Origin of the sequence: Streptomyces sp. CBMA152, assembly GCF_014596475.1 — a bacterium.
Taxonomy (GTDB): Bacteria; Actinomycetota; Actinomycetes; order Streptomycetales; family Streptomycetaceae; genus Streptomyces.
Window position 1 is genome coordinate 55,530 of sequence record NZ_MECJ01000009.1, and the last position, 15,561, is coordinate 71,090.

The 15,561-nt window shown below is 69.2% G+C and carries 15 protein-coding genes; 9 read left to right on the top strand and 6 right to left on the bottom strand.

The annotated features are described in order from the left end of the window. The first annotated feature begins 34 nt into the window (after window positions 1-34). Window positions 35-544: a hypothetical protein gene (locus BG418_RS08340; RefSeq protein WP_188273081.1), complete on the top strand. Its 510-nt coding sequence runs from the start codon at window positions 35-37 to the stop codon at window positions 542-544. Window positions 545-1,300: 756 nt separating this feature from the next. Here the strand turns inward: BG418_RS08340 and BG418_RS08345 are convergent. Next, window positions 1,301-1,768 (bottom strand): MarR family winged helix-turn-helix transcriptional regulator, encoded by a 468-nt coding sequence (locus BG418_RS08345; protein WP_067156920.1) that lies wholly within the window; start codon window positions 1,766-1,768, stop codon window positions 1,301-1,303. A gap of 248 nt (window positions 1,769-2,016) precedes the next feature. Here BG418_RS08345 and BG418_RS08350 point away from each other — a divergent pair, with 248 nt between their 5' ends. The 6 genes from BG418_RS08350 (at window position 2,017) to BG418_RS08375 (ending at window position 7,236) form a co-directional block, all read left to right on the top strand. After that, window positions 2,017-2,766 carry a dioxygenase gene (locus BG418_RS08350; RefSeq protein WP_398998119.1) on the top strand — a complete coding sequence of 250 codons (750 nt, stop codon included), beginning with the start codon at window positions 2,017-2,019 and terminating at the stop codon, window positions 2,764-2,766. A gap of 79 nt (window positions 2,767-2,845) precedes the next feature. Further along, the gene (locus BG418_RS08355) at window positions 2,846-3,781 is read left to right on the top strand and encodes an NADP-dependent oxidoreductase (RefSeq protein WP_188273083.1); all 936 of its coding nucleotides are present in this window, start codon (window positions 2,846-2,848) and stop codon (window positions 3,779-3,781) included. 300 nt (window positions 3,782-4,081) lie between these two features. Further along, complete coding sequence (locus tag BG418_RS08360; protein WP_188273084.1) at window positions 4,082-4,873, top strand: transglutaminase domain-containing protein; 792 nt, start codon at window positions 4,082-4,084, stop codon at window positions 4,871-4,873. A gap of 568 nt (window positions 4,874-5,441) precedes the next feature. Continuing rightward, window positions 5,442-5,939 (top strand): RICIN domain-containing protein, encoded by a 498-nt coding sequence (locus BG418_RS08365; RefSeq protein WP_188273085.1) that lies wholly within the window; start codon window positions 5,442-5,444, stop codon window positions 5,937-5,939. Window positions 5,940-6,203: 264 nt separating this feature from the next. After that, entirely contained in the window at window positions 6,204-6,734 is a 531-nt protein-coding gene (locus BG418_RS08370; protein WP_188273086.1) for an RICIN domain-containing protein, read from the top strand. An 82-nt stretch (window positions 6,735-6,816) separates the two neighbouring features. Then, window positions 6,817-7,236 (top strand): nuclear transport factor 2 family protein, encoded by a 420-nt coding sequence (locus BG418_RS08375; protein ID WP_188273087.1) that lies wholly within the window; start codon window positions 6,817-6,819, stop codon window positions 7,234-7,236. Window positions 7,237-7,595: 359 nt separating this feature from the next. On the opposite strand, the gene BG418_RS08380 is transcribed toward BG418_RS08375, so the two are convergent. The 3 genes from BG418_RS08380 to BG418_RS08390 all read right to left on the bottom strand — a co-directional run bounded on the left by BG418_RS08380 (window position 7,596) and on the right by BG418_RS08390 (window position 10,717). Then, a complete protein-coding gene (locus BG418_RS08380) occupies window positions 7,596-8,306 on the bottom strand; it encodes a TIGR03943 family putative permease subunit (protein ID WP_317453562.1) in 711 nt (236 codons plus the stop codon). Further along, a complete protein-coding gene (locus tag BG418_RS08385) occupies window positions 8,294-9,310 on the bottom strand; it encodes a permease (RefSeq protein WP_398998122.1) in 1,017 nt (338 codons plus the stop codon). The genes BG418_RS08380 and BG418_RS08385 overlap by 13 nt, the downstream gene beginning before the upstream one ends. A gap of 471 nt (window positions 9,311-9,781) precedes the next feature. Then, window positions 9,782-10,717 carry a helix-turn-helix transcriptional regulator gene (locus BG418_RS08390; RefSeq protein ID WP_188273090.1) on the bottom strand — a complete coding sequence of 312 codons (936 nt, stop codon included), beginning with the start codon at window positions 10,715-10,717 and terminating at the stop codon, window positions 9,782-9,784. A gap of 333 nt (window positions 10,718-11,050) precedes the next feature. Between BG418_RS08390 and BG418_RS08395 the strand changes: the two genes are divergently transcribed. Both BG418_RS08395 and BG418_RS08400 read left to right on the top strand, forming a co-directional pair. Then, entirely contained in the window at window positions 11,051-11,476 is a 426-nt protein-coding gene (locus BG418_RS08395; protein ID WP_188273091.1) for an organic hydroperoxide resistance protein, read from the top strand. A gap of 549 nt (window positions 11,477-12,025) precedes the next feature. Then, entirely contained in the window at window positions 12,026-13,198 is a 1,173-nt protein-coding gene (locus BG418_RS08400; protein WP_223184541.1) for a DMT family transporter, read from the top strand. A 188-nt stretch (window positions 13,199-13,386) separates the two neighbouring features. Here BG418_RS08400 and BG418_RS08405 read toward each other — a convergent pair whose 3' ends face one another. Together BG418_RS08405 and BG418_RS08410 are read right to left on the bottom strand one after the other, a co-directional pair. Continuing rightward, a complete protein-coding gene (locus BG418_RS08405) occupies window positions 13,387-13,971 on the bottom strand; it encodes a hypothetical protein (RefSeq protein WP_188273092.1) in 585 nt (194 codons plus the stop codon). A 797-nt stretch (window positions 13,972-14,768) separates the two neighbouring features. Further along, entirely contained in the window at window positions 14,769-15,533 is a 765-nt protein-coding gene (locus BG418_RS08410) for a GDSL-type esterase/lipase family protein (protein WP_188273093.1), read from the bottom strand. Between the last annotated feature and the right edge of the window lie 28 nt (window positions 15,534-15,561).

Consider the following 15,561-nt stretch of genomic DNA (forward strand, 5'->3'; position numbering starts at 1 on the left):
TTGGCTACTCATGGGCTCGGTAGTCAGGTGACGGATGAGCCAACTCGGGGTGTTCCACTACGTACCGATCGCCGTGGATCGCCAGCATCGCCCAGTGCCACGCCTCGTCGTGAAAGACCAGCCCGCGGAACGGAGCACCGTTCGGCTCGTATGGGTAACGCTCCATGGCGGCCGCCCTGGCCTCCTCCGGCGCCAGCCCGCCGTGATGCTGCATTACCCATGCGTAGCAACGCCGCTCGGACTGCAGGCAGTCGAGATACTCAGCTTCGTTCCATGTCACGGCTCAACGGTAGACCGGTCGTCGAAGGGGCGGCTGTCACTGAAGCAGGATCATTTCTCGGAGCAGGTCGAATCCGGCTCGCCCGTAGAGCTGCCTTTTGATCTTCTTGATGCGGCACACGGTGGGGAGCGTGATGCCGAGGCGACCAGTGAGGATCTCGCCGAAGTCGCGGATGTGCCCGGCGGCCGTGTCCAGCCCGGGGCAGCGGGCCAGGACATCCTTGAGATCGGCGCGATGCTCCGCGCGCTCAGGGTCGTGGGGTGACGGGCGAGCCAGCCCGTCACCCGCCGTACCGACGCCGGCGATGGCGGTGCGCCCGGTGGGGCGGTGCGCAGAGTAGCGATGTGAGCGCGGACCATCTGGTAAGCGACGGGGGCGTACTCGGCAAGCAGTTTGCCGTGCAACTGAGTGACGTTCGTGCATCCTGCGGCGCACCGTCGCTCCAGGTAGGGCTTGCAGGGATCCTGCCTGCTGGGGCCGGGACCGGTTGTCGCGGAAGGTGCCCGGCCAGCGCGCGGCAACCGCATACCGCAACACGGTGTTGAGGCCCCAGCCCAGGTGCCGGGCGATCGCCCTGCGCGAGTGCCCCTGCGCCAGCAGCTCGTGGACCAGGGCATGCGCGGCCTTTCTTGCGCTCGGCCCGTCAGCCGACGGGATCCAAGTCGTCCTGAGGGAGGCCGGGGGCCCGACGCGTCGTCTGCTACAGCGGGTTGAAGGATGATGGGACGCACAGGCAGTCGCGGTACGCGGCGACGCAGGTCTCCACAGCGCGGCCGAGGCACCGTGGCGGAAGCGGCCGGGGACCTGATGGAGCGTCACTCGCATCGGCCGGGCGTCAAGGCGTACGCGATCTCACGCCACCCGGACTTCTCGCAATCGAACACGGGGCGACGCTCCGCGCCCCCCAAGATCTATGCCAGAACCCCGATTCCACCTACAAAGCCAGTGGTACGACGGCCGTTCACTCTCACCCTGTCGTTCTACGACACGGAAGACTCCACCTGGGGACGGCACTCAGCCTCATTCCAGTTCCTGGCGCACCGTTGCGGCGATACGCGTGAGTGCGGCTTCGAGGTGGCGGCGCTGAGCGGCGCTGAGCGGATCGAACACAAGCCGTTTCACCTGCGCCACGTGTTCCGGTGCACTGTCGGCCAGCTTCTGCCGGCCGGCGTCGGTCAGGGTGGCGAGGGTGTACCGGCCGTCGCCGGGGTCGGGGCGGCGGGTGGCCCAGTCCCGGGCCTCGAAGCGGTCCATCAGCTTCGACAGACGGGGCTGGGTGCTGTCGCAAACCCGGGCCAGGTCGCTCAGCCGCATCGTGGCGTCGTCCGCCATGGACAGCCGGGCCAGCACTCCGTACTCGAAGTTGGAGATGCCCGCGTCTCGCTGCAGTTGGCGGTCGAGGGCCGCCGGGAGGGCGATGACGACGGTGAGGAGCTCCTGCCACAGGGCCTGCTGGTCGTCGTCGAGCCAGGGTGACTGGGTGTTCATGAACCCCATCATACTTGCCCGGGCAACTCGAATCACTTGCCTGGGCAACCCAAAGTGGCCTACCTTTTCACTTGCCAAGGCAAGTGAAGGAGTTGATGCCGATGACCACCACCCGCAGCCTGGCCTCCCCGAACGGCCTGACTTCCCCCTACCCGTCGCGCGCACCGGCCGCCGCGTACGACGACCTCCTCGCCCGAGTCCTGCCACAGGCACGCGAGCAGGAGGCGTGGAACCCCTCCGACGGTCCCCTGCCCAGCCTGTTCGTCAGCCACGGGGCTCCGTTCACTCTCGACGATCCGCGGTGGCTCACCGAGCTCTTCGACTGGGCCCAGTCGATGCCCAAACCCCGGGCCGTCGTCGTCATCTCAGCCCACTGGGAACACGCACCGGCCGCGATATCCGCAGCCGCGGCCGGCACCCCGCTCCACTACGATTTCAGCGGCTTCCACCCCCGCTACAAGACCCTCCCCTACGCCACCCCGGACGCCACCGACCTGGCACGGCGCCTGACGGGACTACTGGGCCGCACACCGGTGCACGAGTTCACCGACCGCGGCCTCGACCACGGCGCCTTCATCCCGCTCATGGCCATGTACCCCGCGGCCGACGTGCCCGTCGTACAGCTGTCGATGCCCGGTCTCGACCCCACCGCGCTGCTCCGGCTCGGAACACGCCTGCGGCCCCTGCGCGAAGAAGGCGTACTCGTCCTCGGCTCGGGCTTCATGACGCACAGCTTCGCCGTCTTCCGCCAGCCGGATCTCGCCGCCCACACCACGGCCTTCGACGAATGGGCCGTCGACGCCCTCGGCCGCGGCGACGCGGACGCCCTGGCCGACTACCGCGACAAAGCACCCGGCGCCGCGGTCGCCCACCCGACGGCCGACCACTTCGTCCCGCTGCTGCTCACCGTGGGCGCCGCCACCGACTCCGCCAGCGCCGTGAGCGCCATCGACCGCATGGTGATGGGCAACTCCACCCGTTCCGTGCAGTTGACCTGAGCACCTCGACGTTCCCCACCTGCCCGCCCGATCGCCTCGCCCCTCGGCGACGGCATCAACACACCCTGGAGGAAGTGCCATGAAGGCAATGCGTTTCCACGAGTTCGGCAGCAGCGAGGTCCTGCGCTACGAGGACGTCGACCGCCCAGTTCCCGGCACCGGGCAGGTGCTGGTGCGAGTGGCGGCCACGTCGTTCAACCCGGTCGACGACCACATCCGCGCGGGTGTGCTGGCCGATATGATCCCGATCACTCTCCCGTACGTCCCGGGAATCGACCTGGCGGGCACCGTCGCTGGACTCGGCCCGCGAGTGACGGACCTGGAAGTCGGTGACCCGGTGGTGGCCATGCTTCCTCTCGACTCCGCCGGAGCCGCCGCCGAGTACGTCCTCGCCCCTGCGGAGTCCCTGGCCCCGGCGCCCCGGTCGATCGCGCTGACCGATGCCGCGGCGCTACCTCTGACCGGCCTGGCGGCCTGGCAGACGGTTTTCGAGCTCGCCGAGCTGAAACCCGGCCAGAGCGTCCTGGTCAACGGGGCGGGCGGCGCGGTGGGCAGCCTCGTGGTGCAGCTCGCCGTCGGCGCCGGAGCCCACGTGACCGCGGTGGACGCCCCACAGCACGCCGATCGCCTGCGGGGTTACGGCGCGGACCGGGTCCTCACCCCCCTCACTCTCGCCGCGGGCCCGGCCTCCGTGGGCGGCCCCTTCCACGCCGTGGTGAACCACGTACGCGTATCCCCCGACGAGCTGGCCCAGCTGACCAACTACGTCGCCGACGGCGGGGTCTGCGCCAGCACAGCCGGCCCGATACCCGAAGACACCACACGCAAGGTGCGCAGCGCCAGCCTGTGGGTCCGCAGCGACCGAACCCAGCTGACCGAGCTGGTCACCAAGGTGGACACCGGCAAGCTCCACCTCCACATCGCCGGCCACCGCCCCATCGCCGAACTGGCCACCGTGCATGCGGACGCCGGCGCCGGGCGCCTGCCCGGCAAGACGATCCTGCTCGCTCCCTGACCGCACAGAAAGACACCTGGTGGGCGGCCTCCGAAACGGCCGCCCACCCTCAGTCCTCCCCATGGCCGCCGCCGGACCGGTGTGCCGACGCACAACTCCCTGCCCCGTCCGGCCCCCGGACCATGACGATGGGCGATGATGTCGACTTCGGTCAGCGGGACGGGGCGCCGTCTCGTGCGGGCGAAGGGCGCAGGTCCGCATCGGTGGCGCGACCCGCGCCCTGCCGGGCCGCCAGTCGTACTTGAACGTGTTCAAATGAGCTGAGAGACTGGGCAGCAATCGGGACGGGAGGAGCCAGCCATGGTGAGTACGCTGCTGACGCCGCGGGGGCGGGCTCGGCAGGCCGTGGCCAGTGGCCGTGGTGCGTGCGGAGGAACGGCGCCGACGCGGATCCTCGATTGGGGACATCCGCGTGTCCGTTCTGCCGTGCGGAGTATCGGTACCGCGGCCGAGGACGGGGAGGGGCCAGCAGCGAAAGTGGCGGCCCTTCGACGCGCACACCGGTGGATCTCCGCGGGGGTTCGCGCGGTGTACTCGGTGGAGGAGGCACGGCCGGTATCTCAGGTCCTGCGGCTCGGCCGCGGCTCCTGCAGTCAGCGGATGGCTGTACTGGAAGCGGTTGCGCGGGCGTGGGGCATTCCCTCCCGGGTGCGCGGCCTGGTCGTGGACGGCGCATTCTGGTACCCGCGCTTCCCCCGGCTACGTCGGCTTGTTCCCGACCAAGTAGTGCTGGCCTGGCCGGAGTTCCGCGTCGACGGACTGTCGGAGGCCGATCACGCCGCCGCACCGTGGCTTGCAGTGTCCGAGCTCTTCGCCGGTGCCGGCGAGCCACGTGGCTGGGCCGGCGGCGGCTTCACCAACGCCGGTCCCGAGACTCTTTTCGAGGCGCTGTCCAGGACAAGCGTCGACTGGGACAAAGCCATGGCCTGCCCCGCGTCGGACGGCTCGTGTGACCTCTCGGCGTACCTGCTCACGGACCTTGGGCACTTCGACTCCCGAGACGACCTCTTCGCCCAGCACGGCCAGACCCTGTGCGGCCCGGCGAGATTCCTGGCCGAGCCCGTCCTGGGCCGACGAGCGGCCGGACTGTAGCGCCATGACGGCAACGAGATGCACCGGCGTGCTGGGACCCAGGTCTCGGGGCCCGGGTCTCGTCACGGTTACAGCTGTCGAACGACAGCCGCTTGGTGACACGGTCGTCGCCGAATACGCGCAGTGTCATCGATATCTGGATGGCGAAGTCGGCACCACGACTACGTTGCCGACCAGCCTGAGGGCGGCCGAGCTTCGGGGTGATTCCTGGGGCGGTCCGGGGCTGCTGCTGGGCGCGTGATCCCGGCTGGTGGTGCTGGAGTGTCAGGTGGGCGTGTGGGTTTCGTTTGGTGAGCCGCGTCGCGACCGGGTTGCTGTGCGCCATGGGCATCGAGCGGAACATCGGACGTCCGCGCGCCTGCATCTCCTTGGCTGCCCGAGACGTCCCGCATGGCGTCCCAAGACTCCGATCGGCCGTCTCGGGACGCAGTCGGGATGCGCTCGCTGCCCTGAGACGGCTGACGGTGCACCGCCCGCTGGTACACATTGCGCAGTGCCGTGAACGCCGCCGTGCATACCTCGCGGCGGCCGGCAACCACCTGCCCAACACACCCGGGGGAACACACCCATGCTCAAGCACCGTCTGGCCGCTGTCGCCGTCTGCGCCACCGGCCTCATGGCCACCGGCTTCACCGCCACCCCCGCCAACGCCCTCAGCACCGAGGGCCATCAGATCAAGCTCCAGGACAACCTCTGCCTGGACATCCCCGGCGGCAACGCCGTCATCGGCGCCCAGATCCAGCAGTGGGGCTGCAACGGCACTCCCGCACAGCAGTGGAACTTCGTCCACGTCGACTCCACCCACTTCCTCGTCCAGAGCGCCATCAACACCAACCTCTGCATCAACAACTGGGAAGGCGGAGACAAGACCGGCAACCACATCAAGCTCTACAACTGCGCCAACAGCGGCGACGGCTCCTTCAACTGGGTCTACAAGGGCAGCGGCATCCAGATGCAGCCCCGCAGCGCCGGCGTCAACTGCCTCGACGCCTGGAGCGGCACCGGCCAGGGCAACGAAATCCGCCTCTACCCCTGCACCGACGCCCCCGGCGAGAACTTCGTCTAAACCCCGCCACACCACAGCCCGGCCAACCTCGCACCAGCCGGGCTGTCGCCCATCCGCCGCTATCGGCGACCAGTGAGCGGTGTGCATCGTGAAGTTGCAGGTCATGGGGGCACTCGTCTCCCCGTCGGCCGCGTGCAGATGATCTTCGATCTGGCAATATCCACGGGCACAGCACTGACGACCGATCAGGTTTCGACCCGCTCTTCCAACCGGCGAAACCGTCCCCCCGCGCGCCCCATCCCCATCCCCATCAGGAGAATCCCCATGCTCACCCGTAAGCGCATAGCCGCACTGGCCGCCGCCGCTGCTCCGATCTTGGCCCTCACCGTCGCCACCACTCCGGCCCACGCCGACGGCTACACGGAGATCAAGCTCGGGAACAACCTGTGCCTGGATGTGACCGGCGGGAACTTCTCTCCCGGCGTCCAGGTCCAGGCATGGGGCTGCAACGGCACCGACGCCCAGAACTGGTCGATCGAGTCGGTGGACTCCACCCACTTCCAGATCGTCGCCTCACGCTCTTTCGGCGACAGGCAGCCCCTGTGCCTGAACAACTGGGAGGGCGGCGACGTCACGGGCAACCACCTCAAGCTCTACGAATGCAACCTGTCGTCGCCCAGCGACGTCCAGTTCAACAAGACCTACTACGGCGGAGCCGTCCAGCTCCAGCCCAAGGTGGCCTCGGCCAACTGCCTCAACACCTGGGGTGGCCTGACCCAGGGCGCGCAGATCCGCCTGTTCAGCTGCGGCAGCATGCCGGAGGAGAACGTCTGGTCACCCGCCGGCGCTTTCTAGGCGGTTCTGGTGAGGTCCGCTGCTGGGTCTTGGCCCCTTGCCCCGTATCGCTGGCACCACGCCGCGGCCTACGCTGTACCGCATGCTGCAGCACCCCAATGTCGAAGTCGCCCTGCGCTACCACGAGGCGGTCTCCCAAGGAGCCACCGGACAGGAGCTGGCCCGCTTCTTCCACGAGGAGGCGGTGCAGCAGGAGTTCCCCAACTCCCTTTTCCCCGACGGTGTCCGCCGCGATCTGACCGCTGTACTCAAGGACGCGGAGCGGGGCCAGCAGGTCCTCACCCGGCAGCGGTTCGAGGTGCACAACGCGGTCGCGTCCGACGACCTGGTCGCCCTCGAAGTCACCTGGACCGGCACCCTCGCGGTCCCGCTGGGCGACCTTCCCGCCGGCTACGAACTACGGGCCCACATCGGGGTCTTCCTGGAGTTCCGGGACGGCAGGATCCATGCCCAGCGGAACTACGACTGCTACGAACGCCTGGACCGCGCTGCCGGCACCTGAACTGGCGCCAACGCCCGCATGCCGGGCGGCGCACTCAGCAGTACAGGGCTGTGTCCACGACGGCGTCGAGACGGCACGCGCCCGCCTGCGTCGACCGGGACGCTGCTCACCGCACCGTCGGCGGCCCGGTCGTCGAGGGCGAAGCCCAAGAGCGTCAAAGGATCAGCCGTGGACTTCGCCAGGGCCGCTTGGACACCCGGCCGGCGGACACGCCGTCGCCTACGCCATGGGCTGCGGCCTGTTGAACGCGATCGCCGACTGCGCCGAGCGGAGCAAGCAGTCACAGGCCCACACCCACATAGCTCACTGCTTCTGGCTCGGGGCAATGGGGTGTGGGCCCTCGGCGCCGCCCCTACCGGTCAGGGCCGTACGGCATCCCGGTAAGGGTTCTTGGGCTGCGGGATCCGGTCGAGTCCGGTGGCATCGAGAGCCGGGGCCTTCGCGTCGGGCCGCCACTTCCCGGTGACCGTGACCCAGCTGTCGCCCGGCGGGGCGGCGATCCCGTGGACCTCGACCTTCACCACCCGGGCATCCGCCGCACAACAGCTGACGATCACCCGGCTGAGCTGCCAGGCGTCGGCGCTCTGCGGAGTGACGAACCCGGTGAGCCGGACCGTACGCCCCCGCAACGACCCCTTCTCGTCCCACACGGCGCGGCTGGTGAAGTCGGTCAGGGACAGCGCGAGCGGGCTTCGCTCGGGCAGCGCAGGGAAGGTCGTGCGCTTGGCGACCGCACCGGACCCATCCCGTGCGACGGTGTACGAGCCGAGGGCTGGCGGCGCGAACAGCAGCAGCATGACCGCCGGCAGTCCGAGCAGCCAGGCCGTCTTGGGACCGGCCGCGGAGTGAGTGTGTCCGTGGTCCGTCGCCTCCTCGCCACCGTGACGGCGTACGCGGATGGCCGCCATGAGGCCGAGCAGGGCCAGGATCACCCCTGACGCGATCAGCAAGGGCCGCAGTCCCTCCTTCACGTAACGGAGGTAGAGCTCGCTGAGCAGGCTGATCCGCAGCAGGGCGCAGCCGATGAGAACGAGCAGCGCGGCGGGCAGCATCTTCCTCACAGCAGCCACCCCCCGACCAGGGCACTGGCGAGCACGGCCGAGGCGAACGTGGCGGTGGAGAAGCGGAGGGCGAAGGCGCGGCCGAACGTTCCGGCCTGCAGTGCGATCAGCTTGAGGTCGACCATCGGCCCGACCACCATGAAGGCGAGCCGGGCCGTCGCGGAGAACCCGGACAACGACGCCGCCACGAAGGCGTCCGCCTCCGAGCAGATCGACAGAACCACCGCGAGTACGCCGAGCAGCAGTACCGACAGCCACGGTGAGCCGGCGAAGGACTCCAGTGCCGAGGGCGGGACCGCGATGTTGAAGGTCGCCGCGGCCGCCGCGCCAAGCACGAGGAATCCGCCCGCGTGGAGGAAGTCGTGCTGGAGGGCCTGGGCGAAGGCATCGAGGCGCCCCCGGTGGGCGGTCGGCTGCGGGCGGTCGGTCAGCCGCAGCCAATCGGTGCGGCCGAGCCGGGTCCACAGCCAGCCCATCGCGACCGAAGTGGCGAAAGATGCCACCAGCCGGGCCAGGACCATCTCCGGTCGGCCCGGGAACGCGATCGAAGTGGCCACCAGCACGACCGGGTTCACCGCGGGCGCGGCGAGGAGGAACGTCAGGGCCGCAGCCGGCGCGACCCCCCGCCGGATCAAGCTCCCCGCGACCGGTACGGACGCGCACTCACATCCCGGCAGGAGCGCTCCGGCCGCGCCCGCGACGGGAACAGCAAGAACGGGGTTGGCAGGGAGAACCCGGGCGAGCACACGGTCCGGGACCAGAGTGGTGACCGCGGCCGACACCACCGTGCCCAGCAGCAAGAAGGGAACGCCCTGGATCACCACGGCGGCCAGCACGGTGCACCATGCCTGCAGCGCGGGCTGTTCAAACCGCGCCAGGACGCTGGGCGCCACCAGGACGACGATGCCGCCGATGAGCGTAAGAGCGAGAACGCCGCCAGCCACGTCGAGGCAAACCCGCACAAACCGCCCCAGCACGCCGGATCCGCGCCTCGGCGAGGCTCCCTGCTCCAGCTGTGGTGGAGCATCAGGCGCCGTACTCACACGGCTGGCTGTTTCGTCGATCACGGCTCCCGGCCTTCATCCGCCCGCCACGGTCCAGCGGGGCCGGGCCGGAAGCCTAGCGCCCCTCCCTGTGCGGCCCACCGCACGGGTCCAGCCTGCCCCCGACGCCTTCCGTGCGCATGGATGAACTCACCAAGCAGTGTCCGACGGAACAACCGCAGACCGAGCAGGGGGCACCTGATCAACAAAGACGGCTCTTGCTGGCAGCAACCAGACATCGGCGGCGCCGGAGATACGCAGCGAGCTGCCCACGACACCATGATCTATGAGAACTGGAAGGTGACGTTTGTACCGTCGTAGCGCATGGGCTGCGCGTTGGTGAGGTTGTAGTTTGCGACCAGGTTCGTCGGCGGCCCGGGAGCCGACGTCCACAGCCGAGGTCGACGCGGTGATGGTGGGGGCGGTAACCGCGCACAGTGCCTAGCGTCGGCTGTCCGCCCCGTCCCGTGGGGATCCCGGAGTCTCGGTGCGTCCCGCCTGCCGCGCGGTCGGAACACCGGCCGGAACACCGGCTTGGGCGAGAAGGCACAGCGCTGCCGCCGAGGTGGAGCCAACGTCGGCGGTCGCCACAACTATGCGCTGACCCTCCTCCTGCGGAACGTTGAGAGTCTGGAGGTTGAGCTGCATGCGGCCTACGAGCGGATGGTGCATGCGGTACGTCGCAAGGTCCCACTTCCTGACCCGGTGTTCGGACCACATCGTGGTGAACTCCGCGCTCTTCATGGCCAGTTCACCGATCAGCGCGGCCAGCCGAGGATCGTCCGGATGCTGCCCGACGGCGAGCCGCAGCTTTCCCACCACGTCCCTGGCCTTCTTCGGCCAGTCCAGGTCGTACAGGTCCCGGGTGTGCGCGTCCAGGAAGACCAGCCTGGCCGTGTTCGGGCGCTGGTCGGGCTGATCGGGGATGTTCGGGTCCAGATGCCCGGCGAACAGTGCATGCCCCGTACGGTTCCAGGCCAGTACATCGCTGCGGCGCCCGAGCACGACCGCGGGTGCGTCGCCGAACGCGCCGAGCAACTGCTGGGTCGTGGCACCCGCCCGCTCCGGCACGGGCCTGCGCCGGGTACCGGTGCGGCGCGAGGCGCGGGCCAGGTCGTGCAGATGGGCCCGCTCCACCTCGTCCAGTCCGAGGGCTCGGGCCAGCGCGTCCAGCACCTCCGGTGAGGCGTTGAGCGAGAGTCCCTGCTCCAGCCGCGTGTAGTAGGACAGGCCCACCCCGGCGAGCTGTGCCAGCTCGTCGCGGCGCAGGCCCGGCACGCGACGGCGCTCTCCGAAATCCGGGAGTCCCACGTCCGCCGGCTGCAATTGCGACCGGCGGATCTTGAGGAACTCCCCCAACTGCGGCTTCTTGTCCATGCGCCGAGTATCGAGCACCAGGACGCCAGGCAGCCTGCCCCTGGCAGGGGCAGGCTGCGAGCAGCCGGCGCCAGCACACTTGGAGCCACGAGCAGGACGCAGGGTCGGCCCCGGAACGGAACACGGGCGGGGGCCGACCGGCGTCACCGGCCCGGAGCCCGGTACGGCGACTTCGCCCTCCACACGGCGCCGGCTTCGGCTCGGCCCGACCACTTGGACACGGCATCCCCGCCCACCACGTCCCGGACGCGATGACCGGGCCGGTGGGGACTACCCGCCGTCCGCACCACACCTGCCCACGACCATCCGTGGCACCCACGAAAGGGAAACAACATGTCTGCGCTCTACACCACCGAGGCCCTCTCCACCGGTGACGGTCGCAACGGCGAGGTCCGATCCCTCGACGGCGTCCTGGACGAAGTCCTCGCGGTCCCGAAGGAGATGGGCGGCCCCGGTGGCGACAAGACCAACCCCGAGCAGCTCTTCGCCGCCGGATACGCCGCCTGCTTCCACAACGGACTCCGCCTGATCGCGAGCGGACAGGGGGTCGAACTGCCGGCCTCGACCGTGCAGTCGAAGGTGAGCCTGCTGGCGCGGGAGGCCGGCGGTTTCACCCTGGCCGTGTCGCTGACCGCACACCTGCCGGGCCTGGATGCGTCCACCGCCGACCAGTTGATGAAGGCCACGCATGAAGTGTGCCCGTACTCCAACGCCACCCGGGGGAACATCGAGGTGACCCTCACGGCCACAGTCCAGTAAGGGACTTCGAACGGCCGACGCCCCCCGAAGAGACTCAGTGGCTGCCGCCGCCGCATGGTGGCGGCAGCCGTGCCGCGTCCAGTGACACCGGTGCCGCTCGATCAGGGCGCGGGCCCTGTCCGGCAACCTCACGCGCCTTGCCGCACTCCTGGCGCCTGCGGCCAGCCTGAACGGCGATGCGACATCGGCACCGAAAGGTCTCACCTCCGCTGGCGAAGCCCTGAGTTGCCCCGTTGCCCACGGCACAGAAACCGCGTACCCAGTGACCAATATCGGGCATACCACCGACGGCACGTCGATATCCGCGGCCCCGCGGCAATTCGTGCGAGTACGCCACGGAACACGGCTGGGCCCGCATAGCACGGACGTCTTCGATCGCGGCCGCCGCGGGAGGGACGGCGCGGAGCACCGCCGTGCCCACGCCCATGTTCCGCCGCCGCGTTCCCCGCGCAACGGCATCGGAACCCCGGAATCCGCCGCCGCTCGGTCCACTGCGGACGGCGGTACGAACGCGTGAAGTCCAGGCTCGATCCGCTGTCCATGGCGGCGATGGCAGTCACCGTAATCTCCGTCTCGGCCACCGCCCCGCTCACGGCCGCGGCCTCCGCCTCGCCGCCCGCCATGGCCTTCTGGCGCAACTGCCTGGGCTTCGCCGTACTGGGCCCGTTCCTCTTGATGATCCGGCGCCGCGAGGTGGCGCGCGTCGCGCGGGGCGAGCGCGGCCTTCTGCGCCGGGAGCAGTGGCGGCCCTTGCTCTTCGGCTTCCTCGCGGCCACGGCGCTCGCCCTCCACTTCGCGGCCTTCATGACGAGCACCCGGCTGACCTCGGTCGCCATGTCCACGGCACTCGTCGCCACCCAGCCCGTCTGGCAGGCCCTCATCGCCGCGGGCCAGGGCGTCCGGACGCCCCGCCGGACATGGGCGGGTCTCACGCTCTCCGTGCTGGGCGCGGCCGCGGCGGGCGGTCTCGACATCAGGTCCGGCGGCACCGCGCTGCTGGGGGACCTGCTCGCCCTTGTCGGGGCCATCGCCCAGGCCGGGTACACCGCGCTGAGCGAACGGTCGCGCGCTGATGTGAGCACATCGCTGTACTCGACGTTCACTTCGCTGGTCTGCGGTCTGGAACTCCTCGCCGTCTGCCGGCTGGCCCACATCCCGCTGACGGGCTTCGACAGATCCACCCAACTGTCGTTGCTCGGGCTGCTCATCCTTCCCCAGATCCTGGGACTCGGCTCACTGAACTTCGCCCTGGGCAGGACATCGGCAACGACAATGAGCGTCCTGCTCCTACTGGAGACCCCCGTGGCGGCGCTCGCCGCGTGGTGGTTCATGGCGCAGGGCATCAAGCCCGCGACCGTGCCCGGGCTCATGTTGATCATCGTCGGCGTCACGGTCGTGGTGACGAGCGGCGTCGCGGAACAAGCCACGGCACAGCAACGCAGACACCGCAGTACAGGAATACCGCCGTACCCGACCTACGCCCCCAACCCACCCCAGCCTCCGCCCGCACCACAGCACCCGACGTTCCCGGACACCGCAAGACAGGACCCCAGAGTGGACTGGTCACAGCACACCGGGGACGAGAGCCCAACCGTCACCCTGACCTATCACGGTGCGGGGGCGTTCGACACCCTGTTCTTGCGCATGCCACGCAAGGAGGAAGTGGATCCCAACCCCGACAGCCCCGCCGAGGCATTGGCGGACCGCAGTCGGCAGCGGTAGACCACCCATCCGATCGCAGGGCCGGCACCGTCCCTCAAACCGTTCTGACCGCAGCCGGATGCCCCCCCATCCGGCCACCCCGCCGCTTCAACCAGCTCCGAAGCCGTCTCGGACTCCGTACCCCTGATCGGCACCGGCGATCTCGACACCTACTGGCGCTTGCCTGCCCGCCGCGAGCACCAACGTCTCTACCTGGTCTCCGGAGGTGGCATCGCAGCACGAAGGAGCATCCGCAAAATTCGCTGCCTCATCAACTGCGCAGCGATGACGCCGCCGAGCAACAGCACCGTATACGCGGAGATGAAGTACAGGTACGGGTATCGAAAGTCGGCCGACACCCACACCCCGAGCAACGCTGCAGTCCACCATGAGACCGTGGAGACGACTCCCGTGGTGAGGATGAGCTTGGCCGTCTTCTCCAGGTGCTCGTCGACGAGTGGACGGTCGACGTGTGCCTCGAAGATCGGGATCACCTTGTGATGAATTACAGCCCCGTTAATGCCAATAAGGCTGGTTACGGTCAGGATCGCCCAGAACTTTCCATCATGCCATTGTTCGGGGGATGCCACGGCGAACAGCAATCCGGTGGGCACGATCAAGGCCAGGCCGGCAACAACGAGCAATGACACGAAACGTAGCGCCCGTAGTTCACCGTGATCCAGGACGCCATCCTTGATGAAGCGGGTGAAGAGATAGTCGGAGACCACTGCCGACCCCAAACCAATCGCTACTCCTGCAACGTGGAAGAACGTGATGACTTCATGGATTTTCACGACGCGCATATTCCACGGGATCACGGTCGGCTAACCCCCGCGCGACCCCCAGCCCAGCGCATCGACAGGTGAATCGCCCTGATGGACCATCAGGGGCCATCGACCACATCGAGGCTGCGTTCAGTTCAGGAATCGTGCCCGGCTCCATCCCATCCGGCGTGCAACAGCTCGCCGCCGTGTGGGCCTCCAGCGACCACAGCCTCGCCACGTATGCCAGAGCGGTAGCCAAACGGGCCGCAGCCCTCGGCCACGGGGACGTGACGCGGCGGGCACCGCGGGACCCGGTCCTGCGTGGTGCCAGTCGCCGGTGACCGCGTTCGTCGCCGCCGAGCACCGTGCGCTCTTCCACCACTACGACCATGACGGCGACCACTTGGTCGACGGCGCGGATTTCGCCCGCACCGCGCTGGCGATCGCCGCCGCTTTCCGGCATCCGCCCACTTCCCCCCCAGGCCACCGCCCTCACCGAGGCGTTCACCACCTGCTGGCAGCAGCTGTGCCAGGCGGCCGGCGTGCGCGAGAGGCCCACCTGGATCCCGCCGCCTTCGCGTCCGCCCTGGCGCGGGTCGCCGGAAACGTATCCGCCTCCACCGTTCGCGGGCGTCTGCCGCGCGTTGAGCGCCGCTCCCGTACGGAGGGCCACCGGTGGTGTCACCGCCCCGACGGTAACGCCGTAAGGCACTCCGGACGAGCGTCACGGGCGTACGGACCAGGCCTGCAAACCCTTGGGCCGCCGCCCCGCCCCGCCAGGACCTCCTGGCAGGCGATGCGCCCGCTCCGGATCGGGGATCACGGGCTCAGTCGATGCTCGCCTTGGCGGCCGGGGCGATGGGAGGTACGTCCGGATAGGGGCGGCGATACCTGGCCCCGATGCCGAAGCGGTCGGCGAGGGCGTCGGCGAAGGCGGCGGCGATGCGGATCTCGCCGTTGGGATTGGGGTGGGTGCCGTCCCAGGTGTGATCCGCCGCGACGAACTCGGCCGCGGTCTCGGCGACCACCACCGGGGAGGAGGGGTTGGCGAGGTTCTCGGCCACGGCGCGCAGCCGTTCGTTGCAGGCGTCGACCCGGGCGCCGAAGTCCGGGTCGTCGACCGCTTTGCGGCACTGCAGGATGGTGCCGAGCACGATCACGAGGTGCGGGTTGGCCCGGCGGGCGCCGGCGAGGAACTCCCGGAGGTTCACCTCGAACTGCGCGGGTTCGACGCCGTACCAGAACAGGTCGTTGATGCCGAGCAGCACCAGCAGGTAGTCGGGCCGGTGCTCACGGACCTTGGCCTCGATCTCGTCCTTCTCGGTGAGGTAGGGGCGGCCCCACTGGGCGTCGTGGTCGGGGTCGAACCCCGCTTCGGCATAGGTGGCGTCGTCGTCACCGACCTCGGCGGTGCGGATGTTGTCGAGCGTGTCCTTGGGACCGACCAGGTCGACGCTGACGTGGTGCTCGTGCAGGTGCTTCCAGAACCGGTAGCGCCAGGTCCAGTCGCCGCTGCTGCCATGGCTGATCGAGTCGCCGACGATCATGATGTTGATCATGTCGGGGGTACGGGCGGGGTGGGCCAGGGACATGATCCCCTCCTAAGAACTCGGGACCGTC

What these genes read in the sequence shown, in the direction of transcription:
- BG418_RS08340 (WP_188273081.1), top strand. Translation starts at nt 35, where the DNA reads ATGAGCCAACTCGGGGTGTTCCACTACGTACCGATCGCCGTGGATCGC.
- BG418_RS08345 (WP_067156920.1), bottom strand. Translation starts at nt 1,768, where the DNA reads ATGAACACCCAGTCACCCTGGCTCGACGACGACCAGCAGGCCCTGTGG.
- BG418_RS08355 (WP_188273083.1), top strand. Translation starts at nt 2,846, where the DNA reads ATGAAGGCAATGCGTTTCCACGAGTTCGGCAGCAGCGAGGTCCTGCGC.
- BG418_RS08360 (WP_188273084.1), top strand. Translation starts at nt 4,082, where the DNA reads ATGGTGAGTACGCTGCTGACGCCGCGGGGGCGGGCTCGGCAGGCCGTG.
- BG418_RS08365 (WP_188273085.1), top strand. Translation starts at nt 5,442, where the DNA reads ATGCTCAAGCACCGTCTGGCCGCTGTCGCCGTCTGCGCCACCGGCCTC.
- BG418_RS08370 (WP_188273086.1), top strand. Translation starts at nt 6,204, where the DNA reads ATGCTCACCCGTAAGCGCATAGCCGCACTGGCCGCCGCCGCTGCTCCG.
- BG418_RS08375 (WP_188273087.1), top strand. Translation starts at nt 6,817, where the DNA reads ATGCTGCAGCACCCCAATGTCGAAGTCGCCCTGCGCTACCACGAGGCG.
- BG418_RS08390 (WP_188273090.1), bottom strand. Translation starts at nt 10,717, where the DNA reads ATGGACAAGAAGCCGCAGTTGGGGGAGTTCCTCAAGATCCGCCGGTCG.
- BG418_RS08395 (WP_188273091.1), top strand. Translation starts at nt 11,051, where the DNA reads ATGTCTGCGCTCTACACCACCGAGGCCCTCTCCACCGGTGACGGTCGC.
- BG418_RS08400 (WP_223184541.1), top strand. Translation starts at nt 12,026, where the DNA reads ATGGCAGTCACCGTAATCTCCGTCTCGGCCACCGCCCCGCTCACGGCC.
- BG418_RS08410 (WP_188273093.1), bottom strand. Translation starts at nt 15,533, where the DNA reads ATGTCCCTGGCCCACCCCGCCCGTACCCCCGACATGATCAACATCATG.